Genomic DNA, 18,337 nt, shown 5'->3' with positions numbered 1-18,337 from the left:
CGCGATGATAAAGTAGGCACCCAAAAGATTTATACATACCCAAAAGAGAGTGTAGGTAGCCCATGCGTAAAGCCGAACCCGATGCGCTGATTGAAATGCGCCGGCACGAGCCGATTCCCGACAGTCTCGACCCCGTGATCGAAGCGCTGGTGCAGGACATCATCGGCCAAGTGGCCGACCGCTGGACCATGCTGATCCTCGAAGCGCTCGAAGCAGGCGGCACCCTGCGCTACACCCAGTTGCGCAAGGCCGTGCCCGGCATCAGCCAAAAGATGCTGACCCAGACCGTGCGCCAGATGGAGCGTGACGGCCTGGTCCACCGCACCGTGCACCCGGTAATCCCGCCCCACGTCGACTACGTGCTCACGCCGCTGGGTCACAGCCTGGGCGCGGCGTTTTGCGGGGTCTGGGTGTGGGCCGAAACCCACCATGGCGAGATCATGCGGGCGCGGGCGGCGTTTGCGCAGCGTGCATGAGCGCTATCCATCCGCCAATCCGGGCATTGTGGGCAATCAGGGCGTTTCAAACGGTATAATGTCCGGTTCATAGTCAACTCTGGCCGCACACCATCATGCAAGATAAATATAGTCACGCCGACGTAGAAACCGCAGCGCAATCCCACTGGAAAGCCATCGACGCCTACAAGGCGGTCGAGCACGACCCGCGTTTCCCCAAGGGTAAGTATTACGCCTGTTCGATGCTGCCTTACCCTTCGGGCAAGCTGCACATGGGGCACGTGCGCAACTATACGATCAACGACGTGATGTACCGCTACCTGCGCATGAACGGCTACAACGTGCTGATGCCGATGGGCTGGGATGCGTTCGGCATGCCGGCGGAAAACGCGGCGATGGCCAACAACGTGCCGCCGGCACAGTGGACCTATTCCAACATCGCCCACATGCGCTCGCAGATGGAGCTGATGGGTCTGGCCATCGACTGGTCGCGCGAAATGACCGCGTGCAAGCCCGAGTACTACAAGTGGAACCAGTGGATGTTCCTCAAGATGCTGGAAAAAGGCATCATCTACAAGAAGACCGGTACCGTGAACTGGGACCCGATCGACCAGACCGTGCTGGCCAACGAACAGGTTATCGACGGCAAGGGCTGGCGCTCGGGCGCGCCGATTGAAAAACGCGAAATCCCGATGTACTACGCGCGCATTACCGACTACGCCGACGAACTGCTCGGCTACGTCGATGACAAGCTGCCGGGCTGGCCCGAGCGCGTACGCATCATGCAGGCCAACTGGATCGGCAAATCGACCGGCGTGCGCTTCGCCTTCCCGCACCAGATCAAGGACGCCGACGGCGCCCTGATCGGCGACGGCAAGCTGTACGTGTTCACCACCCGCCCCGACACCGTGATGGGCGTGACCTTCTGCGCCGTCGCGGCCGAGCACCCGCTGGCCGTCCACGCCGCACAGAACAACCCGGAACTGGCCGCCTTCAACGCCGAATGCAAGCTTGGTTCCGTGATCGAAGCCGACATGGCCACGATGGAAAAGAAGGGCATGCCGACCGGCCTGTTCGTCACCCATCCGCTGACCGGCGAGCAAGTCGAAGTGTGGGTTGGTAACTATGTCCTGATGACCTACGGCGACGGCGCCGTGATGGGCGTGCCGGCGCACGACGAGCGCGACTTCGCGTTCGCCAAGAAATACAACCTGGCCATCAAGCAGGTGATCCGCGCCGAAGGCCAGGAATTCTCCGACGCTGCCTGGCAAGAATGGTACGGCGACAAGAGCATTTCCATCGTCACCAACTCGGGCAACTACGACGGCCTGAACTACGCCGATGCCGTCGAAGCCGTGGCTGCCGACATGGCCGCCCAAGGCCTGGGCGAGAAAAAAATCACGTTCCGCCTGCGCGACTGGGGCATTTCGCGCCAGCGCTACTGGGGCACGCCGATCCCGATGATCAACTGCCCGGACTGCGGTTCGGTACCGGTGCCGGAAAAAGACTTGCCGGTCGTGCTGCCGGAAGACTGCGTACCGGACGGCAGCGGCAACCCGCTCAACAAGTACGAAGCGTTCCTCAAGTGCGATTGCCCGCAGTGCGGCAAGCCAGCGCGCCGCGAAACCGACACCATGGACACGTTCGTCGATTCGTCGTGGTACTACATGCGCTATACCTCGCCAGGCGCCAACGCCATGGTCGATGAACGCAACGACTACTGGATGCCGATGGACCAGTACATCGGCGGCATCGAACACGCCGTGCTGCACCTGCTGTACGCGCGCTTCTGGACCAAGGTCATGCGCGACTTCGGCCTGGTGAAGTTCGACGAGCCATTTACCAACCTGCTCACGCAAGGCATGGTGCTGAACGAAACCTATTACCGCGAAGACGCCGCCGGCAAGAAGACCTGGTTCAACCCGGCCGACGTCGACCTGACGGTGGACGACAAGGGCCGCCCGCAAGCGGCGATTTTGCGCGATGACAGCCAGCCGGTCCACATCGGCGGCACCGAAAAAATGTCGAAGTCGAAGAACAACGGCATCGACCCGCAAGCGCAGATCGAACAATACGGCGCCGACACCGCGCGCCTGTTTACCATGTTCGCCTCGCCGCCGGAACAGACGCTGGAATGGTCGGGCAGCGGCGTGGAAGGCGCCAACCGTTTCCTGCGCCGCGTGTGGGCATTCGGCTACGCGCAGCAGGCTGCCATCGTCGCCGCTGGTTCGCCGTTGACCGCAACGGCTACCACCGACGCCGGCAAAACCCTGCGCCGCGAGCTGCACAAGCTGCTGCAGCAGGCCGACTACGACATCAAGCGCATCCAGTACAACACCGTGGTGTCGGCCTGCATGAAGATGCTCAACACGATCGAAGCCGCCAAGGACGTTGAAGCGGCCGTGCTGGCCGAAGGCTACGCGATCTTCCTGCGTTTGCTGAACCCGGTCGCGCCGCACATCACCCACGTGCTGTGGAGCGAACTCGGCTATGAAGGTGACATCCTCAACGCGCCATGGCCGCAGGTCGATCCGGCCGCGCTCGAGCAGTCCGAGATCGAAATGATGATCCAGGTGAACGGCAAGCTGCGCGGCAGCGTGGTCGTGGCCAAGGGCGCCGACAAGGCCAGCATCGAAGCGCTGGCGCTGGCCAACGAAGCGGTGCAAAAGTTCATCGAAGGCACGCCGAAGAAGATCATCGTCGTCCCGGGCAAACTGATCAACATCGTAGTGTAAGAGGACGCAATGACGACTACTTCCGGATTGTTCCGACGCGGCCGCACGGCCGGCATGGCGCTGCTGCTCACCGCAACGCTGTCCGCCTGCGGCTTCCACCTGCGCGGCGATGGCGGCCATTACACGCTGCCGTTCCCGACCATGTACATCGGACTGCCGGAGTCGTCGCCACTGGCGATTGACCTCAAGCGCAACATCCGCGTCAACGGCAACACCACCGTGGTAAATAGCCCCAAGGATGCCGACGGCGTTGTTGAAGTGCTGTCCAACCCGGAAACCACCAAGACCAAGACCATCCTGTCCCTGAACAGCAATGGCCGCGTGCGCCAGTACCTGCTGCAATACACGATCGTGTTCCGCGTGCTTGACCGTCAAGGTAACGAGCTGCTGGGGCCCACGACGATTTCGCTGAGCCGTCCGATCGACTTCAACGAAACCCAGTTGCTGGCCAAGGAACAGGAAGAAGCGCTGCTGTACAAGGACATGCAAACCGACCTGGTGCAGCAGATGATGCGCCGCATGGCAGCCGTGAAAACCACGCGCATGTCGGTGCCCGGCCCGGGCCCGGCGCCGCAGGATCCGTCCGCCGCGCCGGCCGTGCCGATCCTGTAAGGCGGCACCATGCAATTGCGCCTGGACGCGCTCGACGGCCACCTGAACAAGTCGCTGTCGCAGCTGTATGTGATCACCAGCGACGAGCATTTGCTGGCGCTGGAGGCGGCCGACAAGATCCGCCGCACCGCGCGCGCGCAAGGGTATTCCGAGCGCGACGTGCTGACGGTGGAGCGCAGCTTCAAGTGGGGCGAACTGCTGGCGGCCAACCAGGCGCTGTCGCTGTTCGGCGATAAAAAGCTTATTGAATTGCGCATCCCCACCGGCAAGCCGGGCAAGGATGGCGGCGCCGCGCTGCAAGCGTACGTGAAAGACCTGAGCCCCGACAATCTGACATTGATTACGCTGCCCAAGCTCGACTGGCAAACCCAGAAGGCGGCGTGGGTGGGGGCGTTGCAACAGGCGGCGGTGTATATCGACATCCCGCAAATCGAACGGGCGCAATTGCCCAACTGGATAGGCCAGCGCCTTGCCGCACAAGGGCAAAGCGCGGACCGGCAGAGCATCGACTTCATCGCCGATCGCGTGGAAGGCAATCTGCTGGCGGCGCACCAGGAAATACAGAAACTCGCCCTGCTGCACGAACCGGGCAAGCTCACCTACGAGCAGGTGCACGACGCCGTACTCAATGTGGCCCGCTACGACGTGTTCAAACTCAGCGAAGCGATGCTGATGGGCGACCCGGCGCGTCTCGTGCGCATGCTCGAAGGGCTGAAAGGCGAGGGCGAAGCGCTGCCGCTGGTGCTGTGGGCGGTGTCGGAAGAAATCCGCACGCTGCTCAAGCTCAAGGCGGGCATGGCGCAGGGCCGGCCGCTCGGTGCGCTGCTCAAGGAGTACCGCATCTGGGGGCCGAAAGAGCGCATGATGGACCCGGCGCTGCGGCGTATTTCACTGGCCACGCTGGAGGCGGCCATGAAAGACGCCGCGCAAGTGGACAAGATGATCAAGGGCCTGCGCGCCAAAGCCTACAGCGGCGATGCATGGGATGCCATGCTGCAGCTGGGGCTCAAAGTGGCGCGCGGGTAAGCAGCCCTGTAAAGAATCGAGACGATAATGGACACGAAGTTGGATATCAAGCAGTACATGGAACAACTGGGCCAGCAGGCGCGCAAGGCGTCGCGTGCCATGGCCCGTGCCGACAGCGCCACCCGCAACCGCGCGCTCACGCTGATCGCCGACGGCATCGAGCGCGAGGCCGACGCCCTGCGCGCCGCCAACCGGCTCGACATGGATGCGGCAGCTGCCAACGGCCTGGCGCCGGCCATGCTCGACCGCCTGGCGCTGTCCGACAAGGCGATTGCCACCATGGTCGAAGGCCTGCGCCAGATCGTCGCGCTGCCTGATCCCATCGGTGAAATCTCCGGCCTGAAATTCCGCCCGAGCGGCATCCAGGTAGGCCAGATGCGCGTACCGCTCGGCGTGATCGGCATCATCTACGAGTCGCGCCCGAATGTGACGGTGGACGCGGCGGGCCTGTGCATCAAGAGCGGCAACGCCACCATCCTGCGCGGCGGCTCGGAAGCGATCCACTGCAACCGCGCGCTGGCGCAACTGGTCAAGGAAGGACTGCTGGGCGCCGGCCTGCCGGAAAACGCCGTGCAAGTGGTCGATACCACCGACCGTGCCGCCGTCGGCGCCCTGATCACCATGCCGGAGTACGTGGACGTGATTGTGCCGCGCGGCGGCAAGGGCCTGATCGCGCGCCTGATGGAAGAAGCCACGGTGCCGATGATCAAGCACCTCGACGGCATCTGCCACGTGTACATCGACGACAAGGCCGACCTGCAAAAGGCGGTCGATATCGGCTTCAATGCCAAGTGCCACCGCTACGGCACCTGCAACACCATGGAAACCTTGCTGGTCTCGCGCCCGATCGCCGCCAAGGTGCTGCCGGAACTGGCCAAACTGTACGCGACGAAAGAGGTGGAACTGCGCGCCGACGCCGAAGCTGCTGCCATCCTGACCGGCTACCCGCATTTGACTGCAGCGACCGAGGAAGACTGGTCCACCGAATACCTGGCCGCGATCCTGGCCGTGAAAATCGTCGACGGCATCGACGAGGCGATGGACCACATCAACCAGTACTCGTCCAAGCACACTGAATCGATCATCACCGAAGACTACAGCGCCGGCATGCGCTTCCTGCGCGAAGTCGATTCGGCGTCAGTGATGATCAACGCGTCCACCCGCTTTGCGGACGGCTTCGAGTACGGCCTTGGCGCCGAGATCGGCATCTCCAACGACAAGCTGCACGCGCGCGGCCCGGTGGGCCTCGAAGGCCTCACCTCACTCAAGTACGTCGTGTTCGGTCACGGCGAAATTCGCCAGTAATTCCACTAAAGGATCGCCATGCTCTGGATTAAATCGCTGCACATCTTCTTCGTCATCGCCTGGATGGCGGGCGTGTTTTACCTGCCGCGTATTTTCGTCAACCTGGCCATGGAGACCAACACCGCCGTCACCGAACGCCTGCTGATCATGGCGCGCAAGCTGTATCGTTTTTCGATGTGGATTTCGGTGCTGGCGATCGTGTTCGGCGCGATCCTGGTGTACATGCTGTATGGTCCGCGCATGCCGGGCTTCATGCATGCCAAGCTGTTGTTCGTGGTGCTGATCGTTGGCTACCATCATGCATGCGGCAGCATCCTGAAAAAATTCGAGAAGGGCGTCAACACCCGCAGCCATAAATGGTTCCGCGTGTTTAACGAAGTGCCGGTGTTCCTGCTGCTGGCAATTATCGTACTCGTGGTGGTCAAACCCTTCTGACCATGCACAACACTATTAACGGATAAAAGGTACACCTAAGATGGCTTCATATTTTTGCCCATGCCCGCGCGGCATGGAAGCGGCGCTGGCCGAAGAGCTGGGCGAAATCGCCCAGCAAAGCACCACCATGAAAGTGCACAACCAGGTTCCTGGCGGCGTGCACTGCTCGGGTGAGCTGCTCGACTCGTACCGCATCAACCTGCACTCGCGCATCGCCTCGCGCGTGCTGATGCGCATGGCCGTTACCGGCTACAAGACCGAGAACGATATCTACGACCTGGTGCTGGCGCAATCGTGGGAAGACTGGTTCACTTACGACCACACCATCCGTGTCGATGTTACGGCCGTCAAGTCGCCATTGAAAAGCCTGGAATTCACCACGCTGAAAATCAAGGATGCGATCTGCGACCGCTTCCGCGACATGTACAGCAAGCGCCCGTCGGTCGATACCCGCGAGCCCGACATGCGCATCGTCGGTTTCCTCGACGCGCACCAGTTCATCATCTACCTCGACACCTCGGGCGAAGCGCTGTTCAAGCGCGGCTGGCGTGAAGAAACCGGCGACGCGCCGCTGCGCGAAAACCTGGCGGCGGGCCTGTTGCGTGTGGCCGGCTGGAAGCCGGGCATGCCGCTGTTCGACCCGATGTGCGGCTCCGGCACCATCCTGTGCGAAGCGGCGCAGATGGTGCAGGGCGTGCCGCCGGGCGCCCGTCGCCGCTTCGCTTTCGAAGCTTTCAACGACTTCGATCCGGCCCCGTGGCAGGAAATGAAAAACGCCATCAAGCCGAACCCGCTGCCGAGCGAGCCGACCATCTTCGGTTCCGACATCTCGGGCGACATGGTGGCCATGACGCGCCACAACCTGCGCGCGGCCGGCATCATGTTCGACGTGCCGCTCAAGCAGATCGAAGCGCAGGAAGTCAAGGCGCCGACCGAGCAGCCGGGCATCATGCTCACCAACCCGCCGTACGGCGAGCGGATCGGCGTGCGCGGCGACAGCTCGCTGGGCGAGGACGAACTGGCCAAGAGTTTTTACTCGGACTTCAGCGGCACCCTCAAGCAGCGCTTTGCCGGCTGGACCGTGTACCTGTTCACGGCTGACCTGGGCCTGCCCAAGATGCTGCGCCTGAAAGAATCGCGCAAGACGCCGTTCTTCAACGGTGCGCTGGAATGCCGCCTGTTCCGCTTCGACATGGTGGCCGGTTTCAACCGCCGCGAAGCTGCCAAGCCCAAAGAAGCTTAACCACCTGCTGCGCCGCCGGACCCCGCAGCACCGGGCGGGGACGGACCCCAGTCAAGGAACCTATGTACCCGACCCCGCCCGACAACGTTCTCCCCGATCCCGTCAAGGAAGTTCCCCCGCCGCCGCCATCGACCCCCAAGGTGCTCAGCGCCACGGCGCTGGCGGTGATCCTGGCCCTGCTGTCGATGCTGGGGCCGTTCTCGATCGACGCCTATTTACCGGCGTTCCCCAACATCCAGGCCACCTTGGGCGCCACCCCGCTCGAAGTGCAGCAAAGCCTCACCTTCTACATGCTGGCCTTTGCCGGCATGGTGCTGTGGCACGGCGCGCTGTCCGATGCGTTCGGCCGGCGCAACGTCATCCTGGTCTCGCTGGTGATGTTCGCGATCGGTACCCTGGGCTGCGCGTCGGTGCACTCGGTGCCGTACCTGTGGGCGTTCCGCGTGATGCAGGGCATTTCGGCCGGCGCCGGCGTGGTGGTGGGACGCGCCATCATCCGCGACCTGTATTCCGATGCGGCGGCCGCGCGCCTGCTGTCGCTGGTGACCATGATCTTTTCGATCGCCCCGGCGATTGCGCCGATCCTCGGCGGCTGGATCGTCACGCTGTTCGACTGGCGCGCGATCTTCCTGTCGCTGCTGGCCTACAGCGTGCTGCTGTTCATTTACTGCTACCGCAACCTGCCCGAGACCCTGCCGGTCCACAAGCGCCAGCCGTTCAACCCGCGCCACCTGGCGCGCAACTACGGCGAGATCATGCGCTCCAAGCTGTTCCACCTGAAGTCGGGCGTGGTGGCGCTCAACTTCGGCGGCCTGTTCCTGTTCATCGCGGCGGCGCCCGAGTTCCTGCCCAATTCGCTGGGGCTGGGTGCGAGCCAGTTCGGCTGGCTGTTCATTCCGTCGGTAAGCGGAATTTTCCTCGGTGCGCTGGTGGCCAACCGCATCGCCGGCAAGATCTCGTTTTCGCGCCAGATCGGCATCGGCTTCTGCTTCCTGATCGCCGCCGCCGTGTGCAATACGCTGTACCACGTGTTCCTGCCGCCGGCGCTGCCGTGGACCGTGCTGCCGATGCTGTTCTACACCTTCGGCATGTCGATCGTGGCGCCGGGCGCCACGCTGCTCGCGCTCGACCTGTTCCCGCACATCCGCGGCACGGTGGCGTCGTGCCAGTCGTTCGCCACCACCATGATGGGCGCCATCGTGGCCGGCGTGCTGGCGCCCGCGCTGTCGCACTCGGTGTTGTCTTTAGCCCTCGGACAACTGGTACTTACAGGCTCCGCGCTGGTTTTATGGTTGACCGCGCGCCATTACCGGCGCATTCTGTTACCCCATCCGGGACAATAAATCTTTACATCAGGAAATGCGCGCGACCTCCTGCACGATTGGCTCGCACGTGCTAAGTTGCTATCATACTTTATGCTAATATAAGTTCTTTCTCGGCATTATTCGTTTCCGGTTTGACTTGATTATTGGTATATGACGATGCTGCAACCTGACCTTGATATCCGCCACCGGCTGCTGATTGCACGCCTGCCTGCCATGCCGCAGATCCTGATCAAACTGATCGAGCATCTGCAGGCCGACGACGCCGGCATGCCGGAACTGGCCGCGCTGATCGCCAAGGATCCGGCCATGGCCAGCAAGATTTTCTCGGTCGCCAGCAGCTCGGCTTTTCACCGCAATAGCGGTGCGCGTGCCGTGGGGCTGGAGCAGTCGCTGGTTGCACTCGGCACCGACATGATCAAGACCCTGGTGATCAGCGAATCGGTATTCCAGACCTTCAGCAGCTTCCCCCATTCCGCCAGCACCGACCTGCGCGCTTTCTGGAAAAGTTCGCTCACCACGGCTGTCATCGCGCGCGACCTGGCCCGCAAGATGGATTACCCGCACGTGGAAGAAGCCTACCTGGCGGGTCTGCTGCACAACGTGGGCCGGCTGGCGCTGCTGGCCACCGCGCCGCGCGAATACGCCGTCAACTTCATGGCGCGCGACGACGAAGACCTGTGCGCGGTCGAGCAGCGCACCCTGCAAATCACCCATGCCGAGGCGGGCGCCTGGCTGATCGAACGCTGGCAGCTCGACTCCTTCCTGGCCGACAGCGTGCTGTATCACCACGAGCCGATCGCGCGCCTGGCCTCCGCCCATCCTCTGATCCGCATGGTGCGCCTGGCGCACCTGCTGTGCGGCCATGGCGACGAGCCTGACGCCATCGAAGACGCGGCCCAACTGTGTGGTCTCGATGGCGCGGCGCTCGAGCCTATCCTCGCCAACGCCGCCCGCCAGGTGGAAAAATCGGCCGGGTACCTGGGCATCGACCTGGCCGGCGCCGACGATATCGTGGCGCCATCGGCGTACGTGCCGCCACCGCCGGTCGATCCGGTGCAGCAGCGCCTGTCGGAAGAAGTGCGCAACATGATGCTGGTGTCGGAGATGGCGCAAACGTTCGCGCGCCAGGATGGCGAAACGGGCCTGCTCGACGCCATGACGCGCTCGGCGCGCATCCTGTTCGATTTCGAGAACGTGCTGGTGATGCTGGAAAATCCCACCGGCCAGGCGCTGCTGGGCACCGCCACCGGCAACCAGCCCGGGCGCCTGGCCGAATTCATGCTGTCTCTGGACCCGGAGCAGGGCGGCCAGGTGGCGCTGTCGGCGCGCACGCGCAAGCCCGTGTATGCCAGCCGCGCCGGCATGAACGCGCAGGCCGGCGCGCCGCTGTCGGTGGCCGAAGAGCAGCTGTTCCGCATCCTCGGCAGCGAGGCGCTGGTGTGCCTGCCGCTGGTGGCGAATCAACGCTGCCTGGGCGTGCTGATCGGCGGCGTACCAGGCTGGCAACTGGCCGGTTGCCAGCAGCGCGAGCGCTTCCTGCAATCGTACGCCACCCAGGCGGCGGGCGCGCTGGAGACCGCGCTCAGTGAGCGCGGTCACGCCCGGCGCCAGCTGGCGCAGGTGGCGGAGGAATACCGCGACGCGTCGCGCCGCGTGGTGCACGAGGTGAACAACCCGCTGTCGATCATCAAGAACTACCTGTCCATCCTCGACAGCAAGCTGGCGCGGCGCGAGCCGGTGGTGGGCGAACTGTCGATCCTCAACGAAGAAATCGACCGCGTGGGCCAGTTGCTCAACGGCCTGGCCGACCTGCAACCGGCGGAAGCGTCGCGCGTGACCGAGGTAGCCGGCGTGGTGGACGACGTGCTGCGCCTGTTCCGCGCCACCGGTTTCGTGCCGGCTTCGGTGCAGATGGTGGTGCGCATGCAGGAAGGCCCGGGCGCCATCGAGGGCGACGACGACCTGCTCAAGCAGGTGCTGGTCAACCTGGTCAAGAACGCGGTGGAAGCCATGCCGGAGGGCGGGCGCATCGAGATCGCCAACCGTGGCCTGGTCAATCGCGAGCGCAAGCTGTACCTGGAACTGGTGGTGGCCGACACCGGCCCGGGCCTGTCGGCCGAGCTGCTGGCCAACCTGTTCGCACCGGTGAAAAGCACCAAGGAAGGCCCCCACCACGGCCTGGGACTGTCGATCGTCCACAGCCTGGTGAGCAAGATGGGCGGCCTGATCGCCTGCCGTTCCGGCAAGGCCGGCACCACGTTCGAAATCCTGCTGCCGGCTGCCGGCAGCAATACCTCCGCAAGCCCCCTCGCAAGTTCCAGCGCCGGCCAAACCCCCCGGTTGATGGATTCCGTTTAAGGCCATGATGAACCTGAACTTCCAGGACGACTCAACCCCTGTCGTCCATCTCCATGATTCGAGGCCGCGCCTGCTGCTGGTGGACGACGAACCGCGCCTGCTGTCGTCGCTGTACGAACTACTGCGCAGTCACGAAGGGCACGACTACCTGCTGTGCACCGCCGCCACCGGCGCCGAGGCGCTGGCCCACCTGGCGCAGCAACCGTTCGACCTGGTGCTGCTCGACCTGCGCCTGCCCGACATGAGCGGCCACGACATCATGGACTTCATGAACGCGCGCGGCATCGATGGCGACGTGGTGGTGATGAGCGGCGAGGTGGGCATCGACGCCGCCATCGGCGCCTTGAAGCGCGGCGCCTACGATTACCTGCGCAAGCCGTATGGCCGCGAGGAGCTGCTCAAGACGGTGGACAACGTGCTGCAAAAGCGCCGGCTGGCGATCGACAACGAGCGCATCGCCGCGCAGCTGGAAACGTCGGAAAAGATGTACCGCTACCTGGTGGACAGCTCGCCCGACATCATCTATACGCTGGCCCATGATGGCCGCATCACGTTTGTGAACGATCGCGTGCAGCACCTGCTCGGTTTCGACCGCGACGAGGTGGTGGGGCGCCACTACTCGGTGCTGGTGCACGACGAGGACCAGGACCGTGCTCGTTACGCCTTCGGCGAACGCCAGGGACATGGCCAGGGCAGGGCGCGGGTGAGCGATGCGGGCGGTCGCACCGCCGAGCTGCGGCTCAAGTGCAAGAGCGGCATCGAGCGCACCTTCAGCATCACGCTCACCTCGATGGCGCCCAACGCCATCGGCCCGCACGACTTTTACGGCACCTATGGCGTGGCGCGCGACATCACCGACCGCAAGCGCGCCGAGGAGATGATTTCGTACCAGGCCTACCACGACATCCTCACCGACCTGCCCAACCGCATGCTGTTCAAGGACCGCCTGGGCCTGGCCGTGATCCAGGCCCGGCGCAAGCAAACCGAGCTGGCGGTGATGTTCATCGACCTCGATCGCTTCAAGCTGGTGAACGACACGCTTGGCCACGTCAAGGGCGACGAGCTGCTGCAACAGGTGGCGCGCCGCCTCAAGGACTGCCTGCGGCGCGGCGATACGCTGGCGCGCCAGGGCGGCGACGAATTCACCATCGTGCTGCCGGAATTGCAGGACCGCCAGGAAGCCCGGGGCGTGGCCGAGAAATTCATCGAGAGCCTGTCAGCGCCGTTCGACCTCGATGGCCACCAGGTCCACATCTCGGCCTCGATCGGCATCGCCATCTACCCGCACGATGGCGACGGCATCGACGAACTGCTGCGTCACGCGGACATCGCCATGTACCAGGTGAAGGCGCTGGGCAAGAACGGCCACACCTTCTATCACCCGTCGATGCAGGAAGTGTCGCACCAGAAGATCGTGCTCGAGCGCAGCCTGCGCCAGGCGCTGGAACTGAACCAGCTGGAAATGTACTTCCAGCCGCAGATCGACATCGTCACCGGCCGCATCGTCGGCGCCGAGGGGCTGATGCGCTGGAACCATCCGCAGCGCGGCGTGCTGTCGGCTGGCGAATTCCTGCCGTTCGCCGAGGACAATGGCCTGATGCTGCCGATCTCCGACTGGATGCTGGGCGCCCTGTGCCGCGACCTGGTGCGCTGGAATGCGGTCGGCGGCGAGCCGATACGGCTGTCGCTCAACCTGTCGCCGCAGTATCTCGATCGTGGCGACTTCTTCGACAAGATGCGCGGCGCGCTCACCCGCTACGGCATCGCGCCCGCGCAGATCGAGGTGGAGATCACCGAGAACATCTGCATCCGCAACCCGCAGGACGCCATCGAACAGCTCAACAAACTGTGCGAGCTCGGGGTGTCGGTGGCGATCGACGATTTCGGCACCGGCTACTCGTCGCTGTCGTACCTGCACCGCTTCCCGATCCACACCATCAAGATCGACCAGTCGTTCGTCAAGGAGATCCACGACGAAAACGGCCACTACCCGGTGATCCTGGCGATCATTTCCATCGCGCGCGGCCTGGGGCTGCACCTGGTGGCAGAGGGCGTGGAAACCGCCGTGCAGGCCCGCTACCTGCAAGCGAACGGCTGCACCACCATGCAGGGCTACCTGTACCACCGGCCGATTCCGCTGTCGCAGTTCATGGCCGTGCTGGAAAACCAGGCGGGCCCCGCGCCGCTGCCCGGTGTGCCGCCGATGCTGCATGCGCAGCCGTTTCTGATGGCGGTGCAGGCGTGAAAATCGACCGATGCGCATGACCACTCCTACCAAGCCACCCACGGCCGCGCAGCAGGCGCCGACGGCCGAATTCCTGCGCACCAAGGCCCAGGCTGAACGCGGTGTGGCCGGCGCCCAGCACAGCCTGGGTTTCATGTATTTCAACGGCCAGGGCGTGGCGCCCAGCTACGAGCTGGCCGTGGTGTGGTACCGCCAGGCCGCGTTACAGGGCATGCCGCAGGCGCAGTACAACCTGGGCGTGATGTTCCAGAAAGGGCAGGGCGTGGCGCAGGACTTCCAGGAGGCCGCCGCCTGGTACCAGCTGGCGGCAAGCCAGGGCTATGCCGCCGCCCAGTACAACCTCGGCTGGCTGTACGCCAGGGGCCAGGGTGTGGTCGCCGACACGCGCCAGGCCATGCACTGGTTCAGCAAGGCCGCCACCCAGGGCGACGCCGGCGCCCAGAACAACCTGGCCATGATGTACGACACCGGCAAGGGCGTGCCGCAAGACCCGGCGCAGGCGCTGCACTGGTACCGCAAGGCTGCCGAGCAGGGGTATGCGCGCGCCCAGTACCAGCTGGGACTGCGCTACGAAAACAGCCAGGGCCTGACCCCGGAGATGGCCGACGTGGGGCAGGCCATGTCGTGGTACCGCAAGGCGGCCGAGCAGGGCTACGCGCCGGCGCAGTTCAACCTGGCGCTGCGCTTCGACAAGGGCGACGGCGTGGCGCAGGACAGCCAGAAGGCCATCCTCTGGTATCGCCGCGCCGCCGAACAGGACCACGCCAGTTCGCAGTTCAACCTGGGCCTGATCTACGATAACGGCCAGGGCGTACCGCGCGACGAACAGAAGGCGCTGGACTGGTATCGCAAGGCCGCCGCCAAGGGCCACGCAGGGGCGCAGAACAACCTCGGGCTGCGCTACCACCACGGCCAGGGCGTGGCCCAGGACTACGTGGAAGCGCATGCGTGGTACGGCAAGGCAGCCGCGCAGAACTTCCCCGGCGCGCAGTACCACCTGGGCCAGTTGCACGACGCCGGCCACGGCGTGCCGGCCGATGCGCAAGCGGCGACCGACTGGTACCGCAAGGCCGCCGAGCAGGGCCACCTGCGCGCCCAGTTCGACCTGGGCCTGCGTTACGAGACGGCACGCGGCGCGCCGCACGACCTGCGCCAGGCGCAGGCCTGGTACCGCCGCGCTGCCGAGCAGGATTACGCGGCAGCCCAGTACCACCTTGGCCTGCTGTACGACCGCGATGTCAGCCCGCAATCGGGCCCGCAACCAGACCCGCAACAGGCCGGCCACTGGTACGCCCGCGCGGCGCGCCAGGGCCACACGCTGGCGCAGTTCGCGCTCGGCCTGCGCTACGACAACGGCCAGGGCGTGGCGCAGGATTACGCACAGGCGCTGCACTGGTATGCGCTGGCCGCCGCGCAAGGCCATGTGCGCGCGCAGTTCAACCTGGGGCTGATGTACCTGGCAGGCCAGGGCGCCCGCGCCGACGCCGCCCAGGCCTGGACCTGGCTGGCGCTGGCCCACCGCAGCGGCCACGCGGCCGCCACCCGCTACCTGGCCAGCGCCGCCGCCCGGCTCGACCCCGAACAACTGGCGCAGGCGCACGCCCGGCTCGACAACCTGCCAGCGATCGCCAGCGCCTGAGCCGGAAAACGCTACGCGCGGTAGCGGCGGGCGATACTTTACGTCCGCTATCGCCTGGTTGCTATATTGAAATATACAATCAGCAACATCATCGTTCCTGAAAGGACAATATGTTGCGCTTGTCATTGTGGTCCCGCCTGATCCTTATGGTTTCCCTGTCGCTGGCGGGGCTACCGGCCCGGGCGCAGACCGAAGCACCGCCGGCGCCGGCGGCCAATGTCGCGCCCGAGGTTGCCGCCGACACCACCGCCGACCAGGCGCCATTGCTCGACACCATCCTGGTCACGGGCCAGCGCCCCGGCCCCGGCCTGTGGAAAGTGAGCAAGGGCGACCACGTGCTGTGGGTGTTCGGCACCTATGGGCCGCTGCCCAAGAACATGGAATGGCGCTCGCAGCAGGTGGAATCGATCCTGGCGCAGTCGCAGGAATACCTGCAACCGCCGGGCGCGCACGCGGAAGTGGGCTGGCTCAAGCAGGCGGCAATGCTGCCGTTCGCCATCGGTTTCAAGAAAAGCCCCGACGGCGCCCGGTTGAAGGACCTGGTGCCGGAGCCGGTCTATGCACGCTGGCTGGTGCTCAAGGCGAAGTACCTGGGCGACGACGATGGTGTCGAGCGCGAACGGCCGATCTTTGCCGCGGCAACGCTGTACGACAAGGCGATCAATCAGGCCGGCCTGTACGAAGGGGAACTGAGCAGGTCACTGGGCAAGTTGATCAAGCAAAGCGGCATCAAGCAAACCAGAACACAGGTGCAGCTAGAGGTGGACGATCCGGTCACCATGCTGCGCGAGTTCAAGAAGACGCCGCTGGAAGACGCCACCTGTTTCGCCAACACGCTGGCGCGGCTAGAGGAAGACGTCGACGCCATGCGCGTGCGCGCCAATGCCTGGGCCAGGGGCGACCTGGCCGCCATCGAAAAGCTCAGCTATGCCGACCGTCGCGGCGCCTGCAATGCGGCCGTCCTCAACAGCGCGGTGATGCAGAACCGCCCCGGCATGCGCTCGATCGAAGCGCGCATGCAGGAACGCTGGCTGGCCGCTGCCGAAAAATCGCTGGCGGCCAATACCTCGACCTTCGCCACGCTGTCGCTGAACGACCTGCTCGACCCGAAAGGCTATATGGCGGCCTTGCAGGCCAGGGGCTACGTGGTGGAAAAGCCGGAATAACCTTACTGCTTGATCCGCACGCCGGCCAGTTGCGCCACGCCCGACAGCGTGGTCTGGGCGGCGTTCAGTCCCAGCATGAAGTCCTTGTCCGAGAAGTTTTTATACAGGTCGGTCGGCTGGTGCCAGTGCGGATCCCAGCCGGCGCCGATCTGTTGTCCGCGTTCGTTCTCGCGCAGCGAAATCGATGGCACCAGGTCCATGAACGGCGTCGAATCGGTGTTGGTCATGTGGAAGCCGACCGCTGCCGGGTAGTGCGTGGCGTACTTGTCGTTGGCGCTGCGGAAGTGCCAGGCCAGCTTGGCCGAGCCTTCGGCCTGCTTCGACTGCGACTGGTATTCGATGTTGACATCGGCTTCCAGGCGCTGCTCCGGCGGCGCCACGAACACCGGCTCGCCGTGTTCATCGACCACCGGCTTGCCATAGCCGTCGATCTTCTGGAACGGCATGCCATGGTCGAACAACATCATGTCGTGCTGGATCATGCCCAGCCATTTCGGTTCCGGGTACTTGCCCGAGCCTTTCGGCGACTCTTTCCCTTGCAAACCCTTGCGCTGCTCCACGTAAGCGGCGGCGCCGTTCAGGCCGGTCTCCTCGTTGTTCCACAGGATGAAGCGGATCGAACGGTCGGTTTCTACACCCGGCGAGCTGAAGATGCGCGCCAGTTCCATCACCAGCGCCGTGCCCGAGCCGTCGTCGTTGGCGGCCTCACCGAAGCCGATACCGTCCATGTGGGCGCTGACGATATACATTTCCTCGGGGTGCTTGCTGCCCACCTTGGTGCAATAGACGTTCTCGCGCAGCGAGGTGCCCACCGGCGTTTGCTCGGCGTTCAGCGCCCGCAGCTTTTCGTCGGGCTGCAGCATCGGATCGTTATTCACGCCGGTCTTGATGCGGTTGCCGAACAGCGTGCTGCCGCCCTGGCCGGGCGGGCCGCCGGCGCCGCCGCTGGCAATGCCCGGCGCGCGCTTGGGACGCGGCGCATCCTTGGCTAGTTCCGTGTACTGATATTGCAGCCGTTCGGTGTTGGTGCAGCCGTAGGATTTCAGTTGCGCCTCGATCCAGTCGAGTGCGTCGCGGTTGCGCTGGGTGCCCTGGCGGCGGTCGCCGAACAGGGTCAGGCTCTTGATGGTGGCCTTGTATTTTTCCAGTTCCAGCTGGCCGACCAGGGTGGCGATCGGGTCGACGGGCGCAGCAGTTTTAACCGGAGCCTTGGAAGTGGGGGCCTGGGCCAGTGCCAGCGGTGCGGCAAATGCCAGCGCAACACTGAGCGAAACAACTGATTTCATGGAAAGTCCTCTGGTCGATGGTGGAAGCTTTGCCATTTTGCATCAGTGTGGCACGCTTGAACAGTTCAAGCGTGCGCGGGCTACGAGCCGGCCACCGGTCCCAGCGAACTGGCCGGCGCGCCATCGGCAAACGACCAGTCCTCGGGCTGGGCGGGCAGGATGGTGACCATCACATCCTGCGGCCGCACGCCCGGCGACTGCGCCAGCTTTTCCACCAGCTTGCGGTAGAACGCCTGCTTGACGGCTGCCGTGCGGGGCTTGCCGATGGTAATCGCAAACACCAGCCAGTCGGCTGAGCGCTGCGCACCATCGGCCACCTCGTAATGGGGATCGCAACTCATTTCGTGCGCCTCGTGCTGGTGGAATAGCTGGAAGCGGTCGGTGGGCGGCACGTTGAATGCTTCCACCAGCGCGGCGTGCAGGCTGTCGCCGACGGCGCGCAGGTAGGCGGGGGATTGACCTTTTAAAAGCGAAATACGGGCGAGGGGCATGATGGATTCTCCGTTG

14 protein-coding genes are annotated in these 18,337 nt (G+C 64.4%); 12 read left to right on the top strand and 2 right to left on the bottom strand.

Annotated elements, in window-relative coordinates:
* Positions 1-62 precede the first annotated feature (62 nt).
* The 12 genes from F8197_RS26720 to F8197_RS26665 all read left to right on the top strand — a co-directional run bounded on the left by F8197_RS26720 (position 63) and on the right by F8197_RS26665 (position 16,544).
* Positions 63-476, top strand: coding sequence for a helix-turn-helix domain-containing protein (locus F8197_RS26720; protein ID WP_152884956.1), 414 nt, complete (start codon positions 63-65; stop codon positions 474-476).
* 95 nt (positions 477-571) lie between these two features.
* The gene (gene leuS, locus F8197_RS26715) at positions 572-3,190 is read left to right on the top strand and encodes a leucine--tRNA ligase (RefSeq protein WP_152884954.1); all 2,619 of its coding nucleotides are present in this window, start codon (positions 572-574) and stop codon (positions 3,188-3,190) included.
* 9 nt (positions 3,191-3,199) lie between these two features.
* Positions 3,200-3,802: an LPS assembly lipoprotein LptE gene (gene lptE / locus F8197_RS26710; RefSeq protein WP_152884952.1), complete on the top strand. Its 603-nt coding sequence runs from the start codon at positions 3,200-3,202 to the stop codon at positions 3,800-3,802.
* A 9-nt stretch (positions 3,803-3,811) separates the two neighbouring features.
* Positions 3,812-4,828 (top strand): DNA polymerase III subunit delta, encoded by a 1,017-nt coding sequence (gene holA / locus F8197_RS26705; protein ID WP_019923676.1) that lies wholly within the window; start codon positions 3,812-3,814, stop codon positions 4,826-4,828.
* Positions 4,829-4,867: 39 nt separating this feature from the next.
* Entirely contained in the window at positions 4,868-6,133 is a 1,266-nt protein-coding gene (locus F8197_RS26700) for a glutamate-5-semialdehyde dehydrogenase (RefSeq protein WP_152885127.1), read from the top strand.
* A gap of 18 nt (positions 6,134-6,151) precedes the next feature.
* Complete coding sequence (locus F8197_RS26695; protein WP_056138157.1) at positions 6,152-6,568, top strand: CopD family protein; 417 nt, start codon at positions 6,152-6,154, stop codon at positions 6,566-6,568.
* Positions 6,569-6,608: 40 nt separating this feature from the next.
* A complete protein-coding gene (locus F8197_RS26690) occupies positions 6,609-7,811 on the top strand; it encodes a class I SAM-dependent RNA methyltransferase (RefSeq protein WP_373996993.1) in 1,203 nt (400 codons plus the stop codon).
* 62 nt (positions 7,812-7,873) lie between these two features.
* Complete coding sequence (locus F8197_RS26685) at positions 7,874-9,154, top strand: multidrug effflux MFS transporter (RefSeq protein WP_152884950.1); 1,281 nt, start codon at positions 7,874-7,876, stop codon at positions 9,152-9,154.
* A gap of 138 nt (positions 9,155-9,292) precedes the next feature.
* A complete protein-coding gene (locus F8197_RS26680) occupies positions 9,293-11,494 on the top strand; it encodes an HDOD domain-containing protein (RefSeq protein ID WP_227012435.1) in 2,202 nt (733 codons plus the stop codon).
* 4 nt (positions 11,495-11,498) lie between these two features.
* The gene (locus F8197_RS26675) at positions 11,499-13,739 is read left to right on the top strand and encodes an EAL domain-containing protein (RefSeq protein WP_152884946.1); all 2,241 of its coding nucleotides are present in this window, start codon (positions 11,499-11,501) and stop codon (positions 13,737-13,739) included.
* 10 nt (positions 13,740-13,749) lie between these two features.
* The gene (locus F8197_RS26670; protein WP_152884944.1) at positions 13,750-15,378 is read left to right on the top strand and encodes a tetratricopeptide repeat protein; all 1,629 of its coding nucleotides are present in this window, start codon (positions 13,750-13,752) and stop codon (positions 15,376-15,378) included.
* 146 nt (positions 15,379-15,524) lie between these two features.
* The gene (locus F8197_RS26665) at positions 15,525-16,544 is read left to right on the top strand and encodes a TraB/GumN family protein (RefSeq protein ID WP_193333580.1); all 1,020 of its coding nucleotides are present in this window, start codon (positions 15,525-15,527) and stop codon (positions 16,542-16,544) included.
* A gap of 2 nt (positions 16,545-16,546) precedes the next feature.
* Here F8197_RS26665 and F8197_RS26660 read toward each other — a convergent pair whose 3' ends face one another.
* On the bottom strand, positions 16,547-17,830 hold the full coding sequence (locus F8197_RS26660) for a M28 family peptidase (RefSeq protein WP_152884940.1): 1,284 nt from the start codon (positions 17,828-17,830) through the stop codon (positions 16,547-16,549).
* Positions 17,831-17,910: 80 nt separating this feature from the next.
* Positions 17,911-18,321 (bottom strand): tautomerase family protein, encoded by a 411-nt coding sequence (locus F8197_RS26655; protein WP_152884939.1) that lies wholly within the window; start codon positions 18,319-18,321, stop codon positions 17,911-17,913.
* Between the last annotated feature and the right edge of the window lie 16 nt (positions 18,322-18,337).

Source organism: Duganella sp. FT27W, from assembly GCF_009295655.1.
GTDB lineage: Bacteria > Pseudomonadota > Gammaproteobacteria > Burkholderiales > Burkholderiaceae_D > Rugamonas > Rugamonas zoogloeoides.
This window is presented reverse-complemented; position numbering and strand designations above follow the sequence as displayed.

Coding starts and splice junctions, on each gene's coding strand:
- F8197_RS26720 (WP_152884956.1), top strand. CDS start 63: ATGCGTAAAGCCGAACCCGATGCGCTGATTGAAATGCGCCGGCACGAG.
- leuS (WP_152884954.1), top strand. CDS start 572: ATGCAAGATAAATATAGTCACGCCGACGTAGAAACCGCAGCGCAATCC.
- lptE (WP_152884952.1), top strand. CDS start 3,200: ATGACGACTACTTCCGGATTGTTCCGACGCGGCCGCACGGCCGGCATG.
- holA (WP_019923676.1), top strand. CDS start 3,812: ATGCAATTGCGCCTGGACGCGCTCGACGGCCACCTGAACAAGTCGCTG.
- F8197_RS26695 (WP_056138157.1), top strand. CDS start 6,152: ATGCTCTGGATTAAATCGCTGCACATCTTCTTCGTCATCGCCTGGATG.
- F8197_RS26690 (WP_373996993.1), top strand. CDS start 6,609: ATGGCTTCATATTTTTGCCCATGCCCGCGCGGCATGGAAGCGGCGCTG.
- F8197_RS26685 (WP_152884950.1), top strand. CDS start 7,874: ATGTACCCGACCCCGCCCGACAACGTTCTCCCCGATCCCGTCAAGGAA.
- F8197_RS26680 (WP_227012435.1), top strand. CDS start 9,293: ATGCTGCAACCTGACCTTGATATCCGCCACCGGCTGCTGATTGCACGC.
- F8197_RS26675 (WP_152884946.1), top strand. CDS start 11,499: ATGATGAACCTGAACTTCCAGGACGACTCAACCCCTGTCGTCCATCTC.
- F8197_RS26670 (WP_152884944.1), top strand. CDS start 13,750: ATGCGCATGACCACTCCTACCAAGCCACCCACGGCCGCGCAGCAGGCG.
- F8197_RS26665 (WP_193333580.1), top strand. CDS start 15,525: ATGGTTTCCCTGTCGCTGGCGGGGCTACCGGCCCGGGCGCAGACCGAA.
- F8197_RS26660 (WP_152884940.1), bottom strand. CDS start 17,830: ATGAAATCAGTTGTTTCGCTCAGTGTTGCGCTGGCATTTGCCGCACCG.
- F8197_RS26655 (WP_152884939.1), bottom strand. CDS start 18,321: ATGCCCCTCGCCCGTATTTCGCTTTTAAAAGGTCAATCCCCCGCCTAC.